The sequence below is a fragment of the Flammeovirga sp. SubArs3 genome (assembly GCF_947387565.1).
Classification (GTDB): Bacteria; Bacteroidota; Bacteroidia; order Cytophagales; family Flammeovirgaceae; genus Flammeovirga; species Flammeovirga agarivorans.
Map to the genome: position 1 here is coordinate 1 of NZ_CANDOA010000001.1, position 20,137 is coordinate 20,137.

The following is a 20,137-nucleotide window of genomic DNA, read 5'->3' on the forward strand; positions in this document are numbered from 1 at the left end:
AGAACTCTGTCAGGGTTCATTAAGTCATCTATTGCTGTACCTTCAGCTAAAAACTCTGGATTAGAAAGTATTTCAAAATTAAATTTACTTTCAGAATTTGATAAGATATCCTTTAATGCTTCAGCAGTTCTAACAGGTAAAGTAGATTTCTCAACAACAATTTTATCATTAACAGCAACTTCAGCAATCTGACGAGCACAAAGCTCAATATATTTCAAATCAGCCGCTTGACCTTTTCCTTTACCATAAGTTTTCGTAGGTGTATTTACAGAAATAAAGATCATATCTGCATCCTTAATTCCTTGTACAACATCGGTTGAGAAAAATAAATTTTTCCCTCTTGTCTGCCCTACTACTTCGGCTAAACCTGGCTCATAAATTGGTAATTTATCTAAATCTTCATGGTTCCAATCAGCTATTCTTTGAGCGTTAATATCTACTATGTTTACTTTAATATTTGGGTTTTTTAATGCAATCACAGCCATTGTAGGTCCTCCTACATATCCAGCACCTATACAGCAAATGTTTTTGATTTCTTTCATCGTATTTAGAATATATAATTTTAAAAAATTTGATCTTTAGTCAATTTCAGCATGCTAGTTAATAAACATAGAAATCAAATCAAAGGTTGGTATATAGCAATAGTCATTATATAAATGCTTTTAATCGTAATATGAAATATTATGTTCAAATAATCAAAAAGTTAGGATGTCATTTAGAGATTTATATAAAAAAGTGGCAATCCATTATTTAACATTTTACAACACCGTAAGTTTACTAGTCAGAATACATTATTCCTTTATATAAAGGGTTGTATGATAAATTATTAAGTCATCTTTGAAATCAACTCTTCATACTAAGTATAGAATTTTTTAATGAAAGCCGAAATTTGAAAGTTTACAATCGAAATATTAAAAATGACTTCCTTAAAAACTAGTTAAATAAATCATCAATCAATTGTTCACCAATCAAAAACGCTCTAAGATATTATTCTATTTTTTAGGTATTCAATCTACAACTCTTTGCAATTCCTTATTAGAAAATATCCAAATGCAGAAAACAAAAACAATATGAAGAAGATTTTATTAGTATTTGGAACTCGCCCAGAGGCAATCAAAATGGCTCCATTAGTAAAGGCCTTCCAAAATGATTCAGATTTCGAAACGAAAGTATGTGTTACAGCACAACATAGAGAAATGTTGGATCAAGTATTAGACTTCTTTGAAATTAAGCCAGATTTTGATTTAAACTTGATGAAGCCCAACCAGAACCTTTATTCATTAACGGCAGACATCATCAATGGTATGAAACCCATTTTAGAAGAGTTTAAACCTGATCACGTTTTTGTTCATGGTGATACAACAACTACAATGGCTTCTGGAATTGCTTCGTTTTATGGTGGAGCTAGAGTAAGTCATGTAGAAGCAGGTTTAAGAACGTATGATAAATATGCTCCATTTCCTGAAGAAATCAATAGACAGTTAACAGGAAAAATTGCTGATTATCACTTTGCTCCTACTACTACTTCTGAGCAAAATTTATTAAGTGAAAGAACTCCAGCACAAAATATCCTAATAACTGGTAACACTGTGATCGATGCACTTCATTTTAGCGTTAATAAAGTAAATCAACTCCAAGAAAATCAAGAAATTGAAATGCTGAAAGGTTTAGTCAACAATGAAAAAGATATGATTCTTGTTACTGGCCATAGAAGAGAAAATCATGGAGAAGGATTTATCAATATCTGTAAAGCACTTAAAGAAATTGCTGAAAAATCAGATGCTCAAATTATATATCCAGTCCACTTAAATCCTAATGTTCAAAAACCGGTATATGAAATTTTGTCTGACGTTGAAAACATTCACCTCATTGACCCATTATCTTACCCAGCATTTGTTTGGTTAATGGATAAGGCAAAGTTGATTATCACTGATAGCGGTGGAGTTCAAGAAGAGGCTCCTTCTTTAGGTAAACCTGTATTAGTTATGCGAGACACAACGGAAAGACCAGAAGCTGTTGAAGCAGGTACTGTAATATTAGTTGGAACAAACCAACAAAAAATCTCTTCAGAAGCATTAGACCTGCTACATAATCAAGAAAGATATGAAAGAATGAGTCGTTTAAACAATCCTTATGGTGATGGTAATGCCTCACAAAGAATTGTAGACTTCATTAAAAATATAGATAGACAAGTATTTACGGTTCTAAAATCAGCATCGTAAACCCCTACTTGCTCCATTTTTTTATCAATCCATTTTTTTACCTAGAAACTCCTTACCCAGAGTTTCAAAATCAGAAAATATGAAAGTTACAGTTGTTGGCTTGGGCTATATTGGATTGCCTACTGCAGCCCTTATCACACAAAATCAAGTTCATGTTCATGGTGTTGATATCAACCAAAATGTTGTTGATACGATCAATAGAGGAGATATCCATATTGTTGAACCTTCATTAAAAGAAGTTGTTGCTACTGGTGTAGCTGAAGGTTATCTAAAAGCTGGAACTAAACCTGTAGAAGGTGATGTATATCTTATTGTAGTTCCGACTCCATTTAAAGATAAAAATGAACCCGATATTTCTTATGTAAAAGCAGCAACTGAAGCAGTTTTGCCTTTATTAAAAGAAAATGACCTATACATTATTGAATCAACATCTCCGGTTGGTACAACAGAAAAAATGGCTGACCTTATTTACTCTCAAAGAGCTGAATTGAAAGGAAAGTTAAACATTGCATACTGTCCAGAACGTGTATTACCTGGAAATGTAATGCATGAATTAGTATACAACGATAGAGTTATCGGAGGAATCGATGAGAAATCAACACAAAAAGCAATTGAGTTTTATGCCAATTTTGTAAAAGGTGAATTACACCCTACAAATGCTAGAACTGCTGAAATGTGTAAACTTGTTGAAAACTCATCAAGAGATGTACAAATCGCATTTGCTAACGAATTATCCCTAATCTGTGATAAAGCAGATATAAACGTTTGGGAGTTAATTAAACTTGCAAATAAGCACCCAAGAGTAAATATTTTACAACCTGGTGCCGGTGTTGGTGGACACTGTATTGCTGTTGATCCATATTTTATTGTAGCTGATTACCCTATGGAATCTAAGATTATTGGTACAGCTAGAGAAATCAATAATTATAAAGCATTTTGGGTAGCTGAGAAAATTAAAACTGCAAAATTAGAATTCGAATTAAAGCATGATAGAAAGCCAAATATTGCTTTAATGGGATTGGCTTTTAAACCAAATATTGATGATTTAAGAGAATCACCTGCAAAATATATAGCTCAAAAGGTCTTACAAGATGCAAATGCGGAAGCCAATTTCTTTGTTGTTGAACCTAATGTTGAGTCTCATCCTGTATATAAATTAACAGATTACAAAGAGGCCGTTGAAAGTGCTGATATCATTTGTTATTTAGTTGCTCATGATGAGTTTAAGACTGTTGAAGTTCACAATGGTCAAATCGAGTTAGATTTCTGTGGTGTAAAAAACAATAAATAATTTAGTGATGAATATTCTAGTAACTGGAACAGCAGGGTTTATAGGCTATCATTTAACTAAAAAATTATTGAATGAAGGTCATACAGTTTACGGAGCTGACAATATCAATGATTATTATGAAGTCAGTTTAAAGTATGATCGATTGGCCGATACAGGAATCCAAAAGGAAGAAATTGAGTGGTTCAAATGGGTACAAAGTACTACGTATGACGCTTATAAATTCTTAAGAATTGACCTTTCTGATAAAGAAAGGACTGCACAAATGTTTGAAGACTTCAAGTTTGATTTAGTGATACATTTGGCAGCTCAGGCAGGAGTAAGATACTCATTAATCAATCCTCAAGCTTACATTGATTCTAACATTATGGCTTTTACAAATATGTTAGAAGGTTGTAAAAATCATGATATCAAGAAGTTAGTTTATGCTTCAAGTTCAAGTGTATATGGCTTAAACAGCAAAGTACCTTTCTCTGAAGAAGATAGAGTGGATGAGCCGATCAGTTTATATGCTGCAACGAAAAAAAGTAACGAGTTGATGGCACATACCTATACTCATCTTTATGGCATACAGACTGTAGGATTAAGGTTTTTCACAGTTTACGGTCCTTGGGGACGCCCTGATATGGCACCAATGATTTTTTCAAAAGCTGTAATGAAAAATGACACCATTAAAGTATTTAATAATGGTAATCAATCAAGAGATTTCACTTATATTCGTGACATCGTGAACGGAATTGAAAAAGTTTCTGTTCAAAAAATCGATGGAACTAATTTAGTGTTTAATATCGGAAACGGTAAACCAGTTAATCTATTACATTTTATAGAAACTCTTGAATCAGAATTCAACACAGTAATCGATAAAGATTTTGTTGAAGCTCAGCCTGGAGATGTCACAACCACTTATGCAGACACTTCAAAACTAGTTAAGTATACTAACTATAAGGCACAAACAAGTATACAAGAAGGTATTAGTCAATTCGTTAAATGGTATAAAGAATATTATGGAAATTAAAAATAAAAAAATCGCAGTTATTGGTCTTGGTTATGTAGGTCTTCCTTTAGCCGTAGAATTTGGAAAAAATGGTTTTGACATTGTAGGTTTCGATATTAACCAACCAAGAATTGACGAATTAAATGCAGGTACAGATAGTACTTTAGAAGTTACTTCAGAAGAATTAAAAGAAGCATCAGGATTATCGTATACTTCTAATTTAGAAGACATTAAAGATGCTCAGATATATATTGTTACGGTTCCTACCCCAATCGATAAATACAAAACGCCAGATCTTACGCCTTTGAAAAAAGCATCTGAGACGGTTGGGAAAGTATTATCAAAAGGCGATATCGTTATCTATGAATCTACAGTATACCCTGGTTGTACTGAAGAGGAATGTGTACCTGTACTAGAAAAAGTATCTGGTATGACGTTTAACGAAGACTTCTACGCAGGTTACTCTCCAGAAAGAATTAATCCAGGTGACCATGTTCACCGTGTTCATAATATCATGAAAGTAACTTCGGGATCTACTCCTGAAATTGCTGACGAAGTAGATGCTTTATATGCATCAATCGTTACTGTAGGTACTCACAAAGCATCATGTATTAAGGTTGCTGAAGCTGCAAAAGTGATCGAAAACTCTCAAAGAGACTTAAACATTGCCTTTGTTAATGAGTTATCGAAAATCTTTGATAAAATCGGTATTGATACAATCGATGTATTGGAAGCTGCAGGTACAAAGTGGAACTTCCTTCCTTTCAGACCAGGTTTAGTGGGTGGTCACTGTATTGGTGTAGACCCTTACTACTTAACATATAAAGCTGAATCACTAGGGTATCACCCTGAAGTAATTCTTGCAGGACGTAGAATCAACGATTCTATGGGTTCTCATGTTGCTTCTGAAGTAGTTAAGAAAATGCTTCATAACGGACACACTGTAAAGAACTCTAAGGCATTAATCTTGGGTATTACATTCAAAGAAAACTGTCCAGATATCAGAAATTCAAAAGTTATTGATGTAATTCGTGAATTACAGGATTATGGTCTAACTGTTGATGTATATGATCCAAATGCAGATAAGGAAGAAGTAATGGAAGAATATGGTATCGAATTAATCGATAGCGTAAAAGGTCCTTACGAAAGTGTTGTAGCTGCAGTTGCTCATGATCAGTTCCAAGATATGAACTGGAGCTCATTCACTAACAGTAATACTGTAGTTTATGATGTGAAGCATACGCTTCCTAGAGATATCGTCACTTCAAGATTATAATATAAAAAATACTTGATTTAGGAGTTGAGTAGTCAATATTTAACTCCTAAATCTTCATTCATAACTCAACTAATAATGTCAAGGATAATTGAAAATAGTAATGTTTTAGTGACCGGAGGTGCCGGATTCATTGGTTCTAACTTAGTTGAGGCATTACTTGGACAAAATAACAAAGTTGTTGTTCTGGATAATTTTGCCACAGGTAAAAGAGAAAATATAGAACCCTTCTTATCTGATAAAAACTTTACTCTAATTGAAGGAGATATCAGAAACCTTGAAGACTGTAAAAGAGCTGTGGAAGGGATGGAGTATGTACTTCATCAGGCAGCCTTAGGCTCTGTTCCTAGATCAATTAACGACCCTATTACTTCTAACGATGTTAACGTAAGTGGTTTCCTAAATATGCTTGTTGCTGTACGCGATGCAGGTGTAAAACGTATGGTTTATGCTGCAAGTTCTTCTACTTACGGTGATCATCCTGGATTACCAAAATTAGAAGAGAAAATTGGAAAACCTCTTTCTCCCTATGCTGTTACAAAATATGTCAATGAGTTATATGCTGATGTATTTGCAAAAACATATGGTATGGAGATCATCGGATTGAGATATTTCAATGTTTTTGGTAAACGTCAGGATCCTTTTGGTGCTTATGCAGCAGTAATTCCATTATTCGTAAAAGCACTGATCAACCATGAAAGTCCAATGGTCAATGGTGATGGTACTCATTCTAGAGATTTCACCTATATTGACAATGTGGTTCAGATGAATCAATTGGCAGCTACAACGAAAAATCCTGATGCTATTAATACAGTATACAACACAGCACAAGGTCAAAATACGAACCTTAACGAACTAATTACTGCTTTGAAAGAAAATTTACATCAGTTTGATGCAGAGATCAGTACTGTAGATCCCACTTATAGAGAAGAAAGACAAGGTGATGTAAAACACTCATTGGCTGATATCTCTAAAGCTCAAAACTTGATGGATTACCAGCCTACACACAATGTAGAGCAAGGAATTAAAGAAGCTATAGAATGGTATTGGAATTATTTCAATAAGAAATAAGTTAATACTCCCTTGATAAATTAGGTTTATCTTTTCTTCATGTATCTGAAGAAAAGATAAACCTTTTTTGTTTTAAAAAGCACACTTCACTTCGAATAAAGAACTGACTACCAATTCATGACAAAAGACGGATTATGAAACTTTATAACCTTTTCATAAAAGCGTCAACCCCTCCATTAACAGTATTTATATATGTATTTGAAGAAGTACAATCCATGAAAAAAGTACTTCATTTTTTTGTATCACAAAGTATGATACACCTAGATATTTGATCTATTTTTTATATAAACATATTATTCAATCATGAAGAATTTTGCATTAATCGGAGCAGCAGGTTATATCGCACCTCGTCATATGAAAGCAATTAAAGATACAGGTAATACTTTAATGGCAGCATATGATAAGTTTGATAGCGTTGGTATTATAGACAGCTATTTCCCAAATGCTGATTTCTTTGTAGAATCAGAAAGGTTTGATCGTCATTTAGAGAAATTAAAGTACGAGCAAGACATCAACATGGATTATATTTCTATTTGTACTCCAAATTATCTTCATGATTCTCATATTCGTATGGCATTACGTCGTGGATCTGATGCGATCTGTGAAAAACCATTAGTACTAAATCCATGGAACATCGATGCTTTAAGTAATGTCGAAAAAGATACTGGAAAGAAAATATGGAACATTCTTCAATTAAGAGTACACCCTTCTATTATCGCTCTTAAAAAGAAAATTGAAAATGGTCCTAAAGATAAAATTTATGATGTTGACCTTACTTACTTAACATCAAGAGGTAACTGGTACTATACATCATGGAAAGGTGATATGTCTAAATCAGGCGGTATTGCTACAAACATTGGAGTTCATTTCTACGATATGTTATCATGGGTATTTGGTGATGTAAAGAGAAATGAAGTTCATGTTCATACTCACGACAGAGCAGCTGGCTATTTAGAATTCAATCAAGCAAGGGTAAGATGGTTCTTATCAATCAATGAAGATGTTCTTCCTCAGGAAATAAAAGAAAAAGGCCAAAGAACATTCCGTTCTATTACAATCGAAGGTGAAGAGTTAGAATTTAGTGGAGGATTTACAGACCTACACACTACTTCTTATACAGAGATTATGAATGGCAACGGTTATGGCATTGAAGATGCTCGTCAAGCTATCGAAATTGTTCACGATATCAGACATGCAGGTATTGTAGGTGTAAGAGGTGAATATCACCCACTAGCAAAAGAGAGCTTAACTGATCACCCATTTGATAAGAAAAAATCAAAACTAATTATATCACATGCTTCATAAATTTAGGAAGAATAAGTTCTTTAAGAATTTTGCCTACCTATTTTCAAGCCAAGTGATTTCTCAATTGATTTCACTACTGAATGCATTTTTTATTCCCCGTTTGCTTGGTCCAAGTATTTACGGGGAATATCAACTAGTATTAAATTATATTCTTCTATATAAGGCCTTTACGGTGCCAGGAGTAAATAAGACAAATATTAGAGCATTAAGTCAAAACCAAGATGATATAGACCCAAGAATAAGTGATACTCTAAAGATTAGGCTCGTTGTTTCAACAATCGGAATTGTATTAATGCTAGCCTCTCTATTTATTATTGATTATTCCACTAACGCTAAATACGGAATTCTCTTTTTCTGTTCCTATCTATTGATTTTCTCTGCTTTTGATTCACTAAAGAGCTTATTTATAGTCAAGCAAAATTTTAAAGTCTTTTCTAAGATAGATATTTATAAATCCATTTTCCAATCAGGGGTATCCATTATTGCAGTACTTATTTCAAAAAGCATTTTCCCATTAATAGCCATTTACTTGATTACAGAAATATTTGGATTACTATTTTTATACAAAAGAGCCGTTATAGATTTTCAGCTTAAAGTTGATTTTGGTAGAAAGCTCAATTTTAAATTAATAAAAGATTCAGTATACTTTTCATTTATTGACTTCCTAAACATGTTAACCTCAAGAATAGATATTTTTGTGATATCCATTCTAGCAGACCCAAAATCTGTAGGACTATATGCATTAGCCAATACAATAGCTAGAAAAGGTCTGATCATTAGAAGAGCATTAGCTCAACCATTGTTTCCAGTTTATGCTGCAAAAGAAAAGCTTACGGCAGCAACATTAAATAAACACTGTTTAATGTTAGCAATACCTTCTATACCTATTGTAGGGATTATAATTCTTACCTCACAATATGTCATTCCAGGAATTGCAGGAGAAGAGTACTTAGAAAGTGTACCTATTTTAAATGCACTTGCCTTCTTTTTACTGTTTCATTATCTGGTACTTCCTTATTCAACAGCGTTGGAAAGTAATTATAATGAGAAGCTTTCATTAATCATTGGAATTTTTAGAGCATTATCAAACCTAATTTTAAATGTAGTATTGTTTAAAGTATACGGTTTGATCGGAATTGCTTATGCTTCAGTCTTAGTCTGGGCACTTAATTTTATTCTTTTTGCCATCATAAGTAATGTCAAATTTAAAAGAAAAATATCTGTTCAACCCACAATGTAATGGTCGAACCAATCGTGGATTAACGGTAGAAAATCAGCCTAAATTAAATTGGAAATTTCAAGTTCCTAGTCATCCTGTATATGGTTTTGAATCGATGCCTGTAAAAGATGAAGATGGTAATATTTATGTTGGGAATCATAATGGGAGTTTATATAAGCTTAACCCAGAAGGACAATTATTAAATACTTTCCAAACAAAATATAAGATTTTCTCTACCCCTATTACCATTGGTAACCGTTGTTATTTTGCTTCAGGAGATGGTTATGTGTACTCGTTAGATGAGAAAGGAAATTTAGCTTGGAAAACGCAGGTTAGTAATGAACCATTGCTTAAAAAACCCTCCTATTTACAATCTGTGATTCGTCAATACATCAAAAGAGATAAATCTAAATTTAGTATTGGTACAGTCCGTACTTGGGCATCCATGAACCTTGATAGTAAAGGCAGGTTATATATAAATACCGCTGGAACTGGAGTTAATGTGCTTGATATTAATGGTAATATCATTAAGCAATTGCCTACAAAATACAAATTCCCATTATCAGGTGTATCGTTTCTAGAGAATGATGATTTTGTCTTTTGTGATGAAAAAGAAGTTGTTTATGCTTATGATAACAATTTCAAACAAAAATGGACGTACAATATCGATAAAACGTATAATTTATGGTCGAACCCAGTTGTTTGTCTTGAAAAGAAATTAATTTTTTTAACAGGTTCAAAAAGTGATGAATCCATAATTGTTTGTCTTAATTTCGAAGGAAGAAAAGTCTGGGAAATCAAAATTAATAGTGAAATAAGAGGAACGTCAACTCTTAATCATAAAGGACAATTAATTGTACCTTGTTTTGATGGAAATCTACTTTTTTTAGATCAAGAGAATGGGCAATTACAAGAAAAAGTTAAACTCACTTCTTGTGATCGTGCTTTATGGACCTCTCCCATTGTAGACAAGAATAACAATATTTACGTTACAGTGAAAACTTCAAGAACCGAAGGAAAATTAAATATAATTAATAACGATTTTAAAATAATCCATACCATCGATTGCGGAAAGACGCTCTCTCCTCCTACTATCGATGAACACAACAACTTATTTTTTGGTGACTGGAATGGATATTTATACTCATACAATTTTTTTGATTAGATATGGAAAACTTTATTTATAAAATAACCCCAAGTAAATTAAATGGAACTGTAAATGTAAGTGGAGCTAAGAACTCAGCACTTCGTTTACTGGCTGCTTCTATCCTAACTGATAGAGATGTAACTTTAGAAAATAACCCTAACGAACTATTAGATGTAAAAATCCATGTTGAAATGTTAGAGGCTTTAGGTAAAAACATTTCTATTGAAGAAGACCGTATTCTAATCAAAGATGAATCATTCAATAATGAATTAGTATGGAACAAACGTTCTATACGTAATACAGTTTTGATTGCAGGTGCTTTATTTGCAAGAAGTGGTTATGCTAGTGTTCCGCTTCCTGGTGGATGCCAATTAGGTGACCGTAAAATCGATATTCACCTAGATATTTTCGAAAAATTTGGTGCAAAGATCAAATTTGAGACTGGCGAAACAAATGATACACTTATGCTAACTAAAGAAACTGAGTTAGTAGGACAAGATATCCATTTACCTATCCGTTCGACTGGAGCTACAGAAAACTCTATTCTCATCGGATCTTTAGCAAAAGGAACAACAAGAATTTTCAACCCACACGTTCGTCCAGAGGTACTTGATCTACTTGATCTTGTTTCTAAAATGGGAGCTAAAGTTGAAGTTTTTGGTCAAGATTATATTCAGATCACAGGTATCGGTGGTCAATCAACTCCAATTACTCCAATTGTGCATGAAGTAGTGCCAGATAATGTTGAAGCGATTACTTGGTTAATGATGGCCATTGTCAATAAGTCAAAAATGGAAATTAAGAATTTCCCATATGCTCATTTGGTAGTGCCTATGCAATTCTTACTGGAAGGTAACTCAGGTATTTCGTTTGATGAAGCTTCACAAACTTTATCTGTGGATGGTAAAAATGCAACTTCTTTTGAAATTGCTACAGGTCCATACCCTGGTATTAATTCAGATATGCATCCAATTTTTGCTGCTTATGGTACATTCGCGATGTCCAACTCTGTTGTTACAGAACTAAGATTTTTCGACCGTTTCCAATATTTAGAAGAAATGGCAAAACTTGGTGCTAACATTGTTCAAGATAAAAACACAATTACGATTTCAGGTAACATTAAAGTAAAATCTGAGACAGTAAGAGCAACGGATTTACGTGGCGGTATGGCTGTACTTATGTTGTTAAACGAAGGTACAGAAACAGCTACTATCACAGAGGCTTTTCAAATAGAAAGAGGTTATAATAACTTTGTTACAAAGTTTAATGCCTTAGGTGGTCAACTTGAAAAAGTCTTCCCAGAATCAACAAAAGAGATTGATGTAACCAAAGAAGCATTAGTTGCTTGATCCACAAAAATATAATCAGTTATCTAGGTGTACCCTGCCTAGATAACTTCACTCCTTTCACTTCAAATACTTTTTTAACTCCATGAAATATTATATTGTTATAGCATCAAATGGTATTGGTGGTGCTGAAACCCGCGCATTAAAACTTACCCATTACTTAGTGAATGAGAGCAAACTAGATGTAGAGATTGTACTTAACCAAAAACTTTTAGAAGCCTACCAAAAAAACAGATTTTGTGCCTATATATTAGAACACAATAAAATTAAAACACATGTAATTTCTGAAAGTGGCAAATTTGATGATACTTTTATCAATAAGGCATTAAAGGACCATCGCCTGTATAAGACGGTTAAATATGCTCCAAAGCCAATTTTAAAGAAATTAAGTTGGTATAATATTCTTAATGATCTGGTGAAATCAGAACAAGATATTGTACATTGTTTCCATGGAGAAAGTGCTCGATTAGGTACATTGTTTTTCTCTCAAAATCATAGAAATAGAGTCATTTTTGAGATTACATCTAACAGACACGTCCATAAATGGGCGGAGCAATTGAACCGCTTCGACTTTGATGAAAGTCTTCATGTAAATATCAACTGTGTAAGTCAAACTGTACACAACAATTTAAAAAAGTATTTGAAAGAGGATCATTTAAAACTTACCAACCATTACAGTGGTCCATTTTTATATTTCCCGAGACTTTATGATATCCCAAAGAAGGAAGACATTATCTGCTTTGCACATCGTTTTGTGTCAACTAAGAATGCTATCCTTTTTGCAGAATCAGTGAAAGAATTTTACTCTAACGAAGAAAATAAAAAGTGGAAAGTAATTTTCAGAGGTAAAGGTGCTGATGAGGAGCAAATTAACAATATATTAGGTAAGGAAATCGCCGAAGGTTTAGTTGAAGTATCTTATACAGACGACTTACAGTATGATTTGAAAAAGACAAAGATTTTTGTCTCAATCATTACAACAGGCAATTTCCCTTCGAACAGTGTTTTTGAAGCAATGAACTATGAGAATTTATTGCTACTTAGCGATACTGGTATAACGAAAGAAAAATTCAACTTTGATGAAGTTACCTACTGTGACCTTACCAAAGAATCTGTTTTAAAAGCTATAAATGATGCAACCCAATTAGCAGATTCAAAAGATTACATGTCAGCTAGAAAAGCAACTAAAGCCTATTATGATGGTATCGTAAACAGAATGGAATACATTAAAGATTTAGCAATATGAAAAAGAAAAAATTAATATTTATTGGTGGGACAAGTTACTCAGGTTCTACTTTTCTTAACTTAATTCTAGGGAACAATAAAAAAGCAATGTCTTTTGGTGAGATCAATCGATTATTTGATCACTATAAACCACATCATGTTGCAAAAATTAAGGATTTAAGATCTACAGACATCCGTTGGGATATAACCATTGCTGATGGCAAGAAGAAATTATACGAAAATATCAGTACCTTTTTCCCTGAAGCTGATATAATGATTGATAGTTCAAAAGATGTGAACTGGATTAAACAACAGTATAATTATAATAAAGACAAATTTGACTGTAAGATTATTCTTACATATAAAAGTCCATCACAAATTGCTAGTTCATATATAAAAAGAGGTAAGGAAGAATGGGAAAGAGTATACAACAGGTATCACAATTTCTTTTTCAATACTTTCAAAAATTTCCATGCCTTACCAAATGATTTCTACGAAACTCCAGAGTTAATCAATGACCTTGAGGATTATGTAGGCTATAATTTCAAATTAAAATCCCCATATAAAGAGCATGAGTTCAACTTCTTTGGAAATAACCATGCGAATACATCCATTAACCGACAAAAGAAAGATACGTTAGTAGATTCAACCTACAGTAATCAAACTGGAATTGTTAAAAATACTAACAACATTAAAGTTTCTATATCAAGAGACACAGAAAACACGTATAAAAAGATCGAAGAACAAAATTACAAGGCTAGTTTAAAATTTGTTATTCTACCTCGTATTAAATCATTTTTTTATGAAGCCAAGGTTTATTTTAAACCTCCTGTATCTGTTCACGTTTAACGGAATATTACAAGAAATAGGCTTACCAATTGTTGCTATTAAATATGCTAGTGAAGCCATCACTTTTTTCTCTCTTATGGTGATCATTAGTAAAATCAATTTAGACGGCATAGATCTTAAAATACTGGGAGCATTTGCTATATATGCTACGGTAGTAACATTTTCTGTTGTTTATAATGGTAGTGACGTAATTGATACTGTGAAATACAGTAGATACACATTTATTGGTATATTATTTTTTATTGCTGCGCGACGGATCGATTTAACGGAGGACCACTCAAGAGAAATATTTAGATTTCTTGCCCTAATAGCTGTTATTCAAGTAGTAGCATCTTTGATCAACTCAAAAATGTTATTACATCCACTCGAAAGAAAAGTAGGTACTTTAGTAAGTACAGGAGGTTCATTAGCTACCATTTATGTAATGTTCATTTCTCCTTATTTCTTATCCTACTATTTATTCACAAAACAAAAAAAATATTTATACCTCACTGTAAGTACCTTATTTATTGGTATTGCCAGTGGAAAAAGAGCAGTGGTTTTCTTCTATATCGTAATCAACCTTATTACATATTTTAGAGCTACCAACAAGAAGTTTTCAGCCCAAACACTATTCTTTATCCTACTGATACTGTTTTGTGGAAACTTTGTAATTCTAAATGTAAGTTCTGGAGTACAAAGTACCGGCTTCTTTAATATTATAGACAACTATAGTCAGGCCATTGAATATGCCAATACATATACCAATAATATCTCCCCAGACAACTATGCAATGGGGCGTATTGGATCTAGTAAAAACATATTCAATTATTCATTGGAAAGTGATGACATAATGGTTCAACTTATTGGATTTGGTCCAAAAGTACTGATGGGAAATATGATCTTCCACCCTTATAAGATTCTTTACGGAATTGTGGGTTGGGGTAATGTGATGATTTGTGTGGGATTCTTAGGTCTCTTCTTTTATGTGAGATTATATAAAAAAATGCACTCTGTATTTAATAAAGAAAGAAGTAAAACATCTAACCCAGATGATCATTTTATGAAGGCATTACAACTTGGTACATCTACAGGATTTATCGTTTGGTTTGTTTCCTTCTTCTTCTACTCGACCACATTCGTCATTTTTAGTGTGCCATTATTTATGTTTATGATTACCCTTGGCTATTCAGTAAATATCAAAAAGAACCATTATGCCTAATTCAATCCTTTTTATCCTAGAAACTCCACTAAATCAAAAGAGTATAAAAGCTAACTTAATTCAGACTTTGCAGATGTGTAAAGCATATAGAGATAACAATTATGATGTTACTTTACTAATGCCTACAACACACTCCAATGAGAAATCTGAAGAAGTAATCAATAATATTATGCCTGATGCGAAAGGTGTAAAATATATTTTCTCGGAGTTTAACTCTAAGTTTAAATTCTCTCAATCTTTGGATAGATTCACTTCGTTAAAGAAGAGTATCTCATTTACGTATGATTATTATTATACAAGATCATATTTTATCTCACAATATATCATGCGTAAAGGTGGTCAGCTTATTTATGAGTCTCATAATGCTTATTTCACTAAACATAAGTTCTTCAACAAGTTGATGACTTCACATATGAAGAAACTTATGAAGAAAGATAATTTCAAACTTTTTGTTACTATCAGTGATAGCTTAAAAAATTACTGGGTAGATCAAACTTTAAATTCTTCTCAAATAGTTGCTTTGCATGATGGAGCAGAGCCCATCTCAGATAATATTGTTGTTCCTGAGCATCTCACTTCTTTCTTTGAAGAAATAGGTGATCGTAAAATTGTACTCTATGCTGGAAGTTTATATGCAGATAGAAAAGTAGATAGAGTTATTGAATTAGCGAGAAGAAGTCCAGAGGCATATTTTGTTGTCGTTGGTGGCAACCCAAAAGAAGTTGAAGAATTAAAGGCACAAGCTAAAGGTGTAGAAAACGTAAAATTTTTAGGTAAAATTGAGCACAAGTATATTTCATATATGCTAACTAAGGCTGATATTCTATTAGCTATCTGGTCCTACGATGTACCGACAATGAACTATTGTTCTCCATTAAAGGTATTCGAATATATGAGTGCTGGGAAACTAATTGTTGCTGAAGGTTATTTACCAATCCTTGAGGTATTGAAAGATCAGGAAAATGCATTAATTGCTCAACCTGAAGATATCGATCATTTATCGAGTGCGATTCAGAGTGCTATCGATAATCCTCAATTGATGGAGATTGGAGTAAACAACCCTGCCCTTTTGGAGAAAAAATATACTTGGGATGTGAGAGTAAAAGAGATCATTAAAACGCTCGCAGCTTAACTAAATCAACCTAATTCTTGGTGTATTGAGACACCTTAAAATTTCTCATTATTTTTTAATATCCAGCCAAAGAAAATGAAAAATAAAGTACTGATTATTACAAAAGATCCCAAAAGTAAAGGAGGGGTTGTCAACTATTATAACAACTTTTTCAACTCCTTTTCAGATGATGAAATTCAGCTAGAATGGTTTGTCATTGGTTCAAGAGCAAAAGATTACTACGAACGTCATAATAGAGGTTTTAAATATTTACTTGAGCTTCTTAGAGATATCTTTGCCTTTATTTCAAAATTGGTTGTAGACAAAGAGATCAAGATTGTTCAGGTTAGCCCTTCGTTTTTCACAGTGCCTGTGATAAGAGACTTTATATTCCTTTTTATCGCCCAGCTTTTTGGTAAAAAGACCATTACATTCATTAGAGGATGGAATACAAAATATTCTCAGCAAAAGAACTTCTGGAAAACGGTAATGTTTAGAACCTATAAAAAAGCTGATGAAACGATTGTTCTGGCAGGAAAATTTAAAGATCAGTTAGTTAATTTCTTTGGTTTTGATCCCAACAAAGTAAGTGTTTCTAGAACGATGTTTAATAAAGAAGATATCGTTCTTAAAGAGAAGTTTGAAAATGAAACACTTAAGATCGTTTTCTTAAGTAGAATCAGTAAAGAAAAAGGAATCTTCCAGATATTAGAAGCTATCAATCTACTTAAAGATCAAAAGCTTAATTATAAAATTAATGTATTTGGTCATTTTGCTAATACTGAGATAGAGAAAGAAATAAAAGAGCTAATCAGCAAGCATGGCATTGAGCAGTATATTAAGTTTTGTGGTTTTGCAGATAAAGCTACTAAATTTAAAGCTTATGCTGAAAATGATATTTTTATCTTACCCACAGCACATGATGAAGGGTGTCCCAATAGTGTTATTGAAGCATTAGGAGCTGGTCTATATATTATGGCTACACCAGTTGGTGCAATAGATGAAATTGTAAAAAATAAGATAAATGGAGATATTATCTCTATTGATACACATAAAGATCTGATGGATTCTATCAAATACTGTGTAGAAAATAAAGTTACATTAAAACCATTAGCTCATAATAATATCGATTATGCAAATAATAATTTTGAGCAAAATGTGATTGTATCCCAGATCAAAGGTATCTACCGAAAACTATTAAAATAAAAAAGAAACCCCTTCCCATAGAATAAGCAAACTGTGAAGAGGATCTAACACTGTCTATACTTTATCTATTCCTATCTACATTTTAAGAATTTTTTTAAAAGACAAATCATGAAAGTAGTCAATCGTAATGTGAAAGTTCTGTTACGTTGGGTATCGTTTGTCTATGTATAAGTTCAATGGAAGCCCCCATTAAATACTCTGTAATTTTTTAATCTCTCTAATATGAAGAAGAAAATCTATATTATTAGTCAAACAGAAAATCACCTAACGCAAAGAGGTAAAAGACATACTGAACTGGCTGAAGTCTTGTCGAAGAAGCATGATGTCACTTATTATTCTTCTAACTTCTATCATGGCGAAAAAGAATTTCTTACTAGAGAACAAGAGAAAGAAGCCAATAAGGTTTTAGATTATAAATTAAACTTGGTTAGAACAATCCGATACAATAATAATATTAGTATCCATCGAGTGATTTCTAACCTTATTTTTGGTTTAAAGGTTTTCTTAAGTTTAGCCTTTAAAGAAAAGCCAAAAAATGCCATAATTATTGTTCCTTCTCGACCGGTAGAACTTTTATTCTTCATTAGTTTCTTCCATAAGAACAATACTTTAGTGATGGATGTAAGAGACATCTGGCCTGATGCATTTGAACACCTATCGAATAAAGCGTTATTAAAAGCATTTACTTTTTACTGTAATTTATGGCTAAAACCATCTGTAAAGAAGTTTGATAAGTTCATAAAAACTATCCCTACATTCCAAGAGTGGATTGATAGATATGCTGCAGATAAAGAATCAAAATTTATCCCTTTAGGTTTTAGTGAAACTCGCTTCGGTTCGACGTTCCAATATGAGCACCTATTAAAAGAACAAGAAAAAGATGCTCCTATTAGTATTGTCTACCTAGGTATGCTACAAAAAGTGATCGACGTAATGCCATTTGTTAAGGCAATCAACAATAACCCTAAGTACTCACTAGATTTATATGGAGATCCAGGTATTGGTGAAATGTATGGAAAAGTAAAAGCATACTTAGAGGAGACCAAGTCTACCAACATTAAAATAAAAGGAATGCTAGCTCAAAATGAAGTAGGTGGTGTTATTAGTAAATATGATATCGGACTTCAGCCTATGAGAGCAAGACACTCTTTACCTAATAAAACATTTGATTATATCGCCAATTTACTACCAATTATGTCAATCGGTAATCATGATACATCTAAGCTTGTGATTGAAGAAGGCATTGGTTGGGCTACAGTTTTTGACGAGAATAAAATTCAGGAAGTTCTTGACACAATTGATCATGAGGTGATCAAAAAGAAACAGGAACAAATGAGAGTAATCAGAAACAAGTACAGTAGAAGTTTCTTCTTCGATGAAGTAGAAAACATAATCAGAGCATAAGCGCATATATATCAGTTATTATATTTAAGATTAAACCCAAGATCATGGTAAGTAATTTCATCGACAGAAATTTCATTAAACATAAAGAATATTGTGAGAATGAAGAATACAAAGGTTGGGACCCTTATGATGGGTTAAACTCTAAAGTATTCCAAGCACTACCTTTTAAAAAATATGATATTGCTCGTTTGGCATGGATACAAGGATTTAAAAGAAGTCCTATCAATTTAAGAAAGGTATTAATGGTTCCTAAAGAGTACAATGCAAAAGGAATTGCTTTATTTTTAAACGGTTATTGTAATTTGTACCAAGCAGCAAAAAATGGAAATACAAGTTATGGTAGACCTGTTGAACTGCTTGATAATATCAGATCGTTGGGAGAGTTATTAATCTCTTTAAAAACGGAAGGTTACTCTGGGGCGGCATGGGGCTATAATTTTGATTGGCAAGCCAGAAGGTTGTTCTTATTCAAAAAGAATACACCGACAGTTGTAGCTACCAGCTTCGCTGTAGATGCATTAATCAAAGCCTATGAGATCACAAAAGACAGAGAGTTCTTGAACACGGCATTAAGTGCTGCTGACTTTGTCATGAATGATCTGAATAGAACAGAGAAAGAAAATGGTTTCCTATTCTCTTACTCTCCATTAAATGGAAACAATACAGTATATAACGCTTCGTTATTAGGTAGTAAAATATTAGCTATATGCTACCACTATACTAAAAATGAAAAATATTATGAAGCAGCCAAAGCGTCTGTACAAGCTTGTGTAGATCAACAAAGAGAAGATGGTTCATGGTTGTATGGTGAGTTAAAAGTTCAAAATTGGATTGATAGCTTCCATACAGGGTATAATCTTGATGCTTTATCTTATTTCCAAAAATATACTGGTGATTATACTTATCAGGATAATATAAAAAGAGGGTTTGATTACTATATCAACAACTTCTTTTTAGCTGATGGTACTCCAAAGTATTATCACGACAAAGTTTATCCTATTGATATTCATTGCCCAGGCCAACTTCCAGTTACTTTATCCAGCTTAAATAAATTTAATGAGCACAAAGAATTAACAGATAAGGTAATGCAGTGGACATTTGATAATATGCAGGATGAGAAAGGCTTCTTTTATTATCAAATGAAGAAGGGATTATCATCTAAGATTCCATATATGCGTTGGAGTCAAGCTTTTATGTTTTATGGAATTAGCCACTACATTAAAGAAAATTCAAAAAACGCCTAATTAGAAATTTATCCCTATTGAAGGTCTCTGGTT

16 protein-coding genes and 1 pseudogene are annotated in these 20,137 nt (G+C 32.8%); 16 read left to right on the plus strand and 1 reads right to left on the minus strand.

Translation table 11 applies throughout. The features are described from left to right. Positions 1–542: pseudogene (locus QL232_RS00005) on the minus strand (nucleotide sugar dehydrogenase); the annotation flags it as partial. A 528-nt stretch (positions 543–1,070) separates the two neighbouring features. Between QL232_RS00005 and wecB the strand changes: the two are divergent. The 16 genes from wecB to QL232_RS00085 all read left to right on the plus strand — a co-directional run bounded on the left by wecB (position 1,071) and on the right by QL232_RS00085 (position 20,104). Continuing rightward, entirely contained in the window at positions 1,071–2,222 is a 1,152-nt protein-coding gene (wecB, locus tag QL232_RS00010) for a UDP-N-acetylglucosamine 2-epimerase (non-hydrolyzing) (protein WP_168884650.1), read from the plus strand. 79 nt (positions 2,223–2,301) lie between these two features. Next, complete coding sequence (gene wecC, locus QL232_RS00015) at positions 2,302–3,513, plus strand: UDP-N-acetyl-D-mannosamine dehydrogenase (RefSeq protein ID WP_281612505.1); 1,212 nt, start codon at positions 2,302–2,304, stop codon at positions 3,511–3,513. 7 nt (positions 3,514–3,520) lie between these two features. Beyond that, the gene (locus QL232_RS00020; protein WP_168884648.1) at positions 3,521–4,525 is read left to right on the plus strand and encodes an NAD-dependent epimerase/dehydratase family protein; all 1,005 of its coding nucleotides are present in this window, start codon (positions 3,521–3,523) and stop codon (positions 4,523–4,525) included. Next, a complete protein-coding gene (gene tviB / locus QL232_RS00025) occupies positions 4,515–5,780 on the plus strand; it encodes a Vi polysaccharide biosynthesis UDP-N-acetylglucosamine C-6 dehydrogenase TviB (protein ID WP_168884647.1) in 1,266 nt (421 codons plus the stop codon). Before QL232_RS00020 ends, tviB begins: the two co-directional genes overlap by 11 nt. 75 nt (positions 5,781–5,855) lie before the next feature. Then, on the plus strand, positions 5,856–6,848 hold the full coding sequence (locus QL232_RS00030; RefSeq protein WP_281612506.1) for an SDR family oxidoreductase: 993 nt from the start codon (positions 5,856–5,858) through the stop codon (positions 6,846–6,848). A 303-nt stretch (positions 6,849–7,151) separates the two neighbouring features. Then, positions 7,152–8,153, plus strand: coding sequence for a Gfo/Idh/MocA family oxidoreductase (locus QL232_RS00035; RefSeq protein WP_168884645.1), 1,002 nt, complete (start codon positions 7,152–7,154; stop codon positions 8,151–8,153). Next, complete coding sequence (locus QL232_RS00040) at positions 8,143–9,393, plus strand: oligosaccharide flippase family protein (RefSeq protein WP_281612507.1); 1,251 nt, start codon at positions 8,143–8,145, stop codon at positions 9,391–9,393. Before QL232_RS00035 ends, QL232_RS00040 begins: the two co-directional genes overlap by 11 nt. Continuing rightward, entirely contained in the window at positions 9,350–10,537 is a 1,188-nt protein-coding gene (locus tag QL232_RS00045; protein ID WP_281612508.1) for a PQQ-binding-like beta-propeller repeat protein, read from the plus strand. The genes QL232_RS00040 and QL232_RS00045 overlap by 44 nt, the downstream gene beginning before the upstream one ends. A 2-nt stretch (positions 10,538–10,539) precedes the next feature. Then, positions 10,540–11,868, plus strand: coding sequence for a UDP-N-acetylglucosamine 1-carboxyvinyltransferase (locus QL232_RS00050; protein WP_281612509.1), 1,329 nt, complete (start codon positions 10,540–10,542; stop codon positions 11,866–11,868). An 82-nt stretch (positions 11,869–11,950) separates the two neighbouring features. After that, the gene (locus QL232_RS00055; RefSeq protein WP_281612510.1) at positions 11,951–13,111 is read left to right on the plus strand and encodes a glycosyltransferase; all 1,161 of its coding nucleotides are present in this window, start codon (positions 11,951–11,953) and stop codon (positions 13,109–13,111) included. Then, complete coding sequence (locus tag QL232_RS00060; RefSeq protein WP_168884640.1) at positions 13,108–13,938, plus strand: hypothetical protein; 831 nt, start codon at positions 13,108–13,110, stop codon at positions 13,936–13,938. The genes QL232_RS00055 and QL232_RS00060 overlap by 4 nt, the downstream gene beginning before the upstream one ends. After that, positions 13,892–15,139 carry a hypothetical protein gene (locus QL232_RS00065; protein WP_281612511.1) on the plus strand — a complete coding sequence of 416 codons (1,248 nt, stop codon included), beginning with the start codon at positions 13,892–13,894 and terminating at the stop codon, positions 15,137–15,139. The genes QL232_RS00060 and QL232_RS00065 overlap by 47 nt, the downstream gene beginning before the upstream one ends. Beyond that, positions 15,132–16,271 (plus strand): glycosyltransferase, encoded by a 1,140-nt coding sequence (locus QL232_RS00070; RefSeq protein WP_281612512.1) that lies wholly within the window; start codon positions 15,132–15,134, stop codon positions 16,269–16,271. Before QL232_RS00065 ends, QL232_RS00070 begins: the two co-directional genes overlap by 8 nt. 75 nt (positions 16,272–16,346) lie before the next feature. After that, a complete protein-coding gene (locus tag QL232_RS00075; RefSeq protein ID WP_281612513.1) occupies positions 16,347–17,456 on the plus strand; it encodes a glycosyltransferase family 4 protein in 1,110 nt (369 codons plus the stop codon). 222 nt (positions 17,457–17,678) lie between these two features. Beyond that, entirely contained in the window at positions 17,679–18,860 is a 1,182-nt protein-coding gene (locus QL232_RS00080) for a hypothetical protein (RefSeq protein ID WP_281612514.1), read from the plus strand. 44 nt (positions 18,861–18,904) lie between these two features. Beyond that, the gene (locus QL232_RS00085) at positions 18,905–20,104 is read left to right on the plus strand and encodes a delta-aminolevulinic acid dehydratase (protein ID WP_281612515.1); all 1,200 of its coding nucleotides are present in this window, start codon (positions 18,905–18,907) and stop codon (positions 20,102–20,104) included. Positions 20,105–20,137 lie beyond the last annotated feature (33 nt).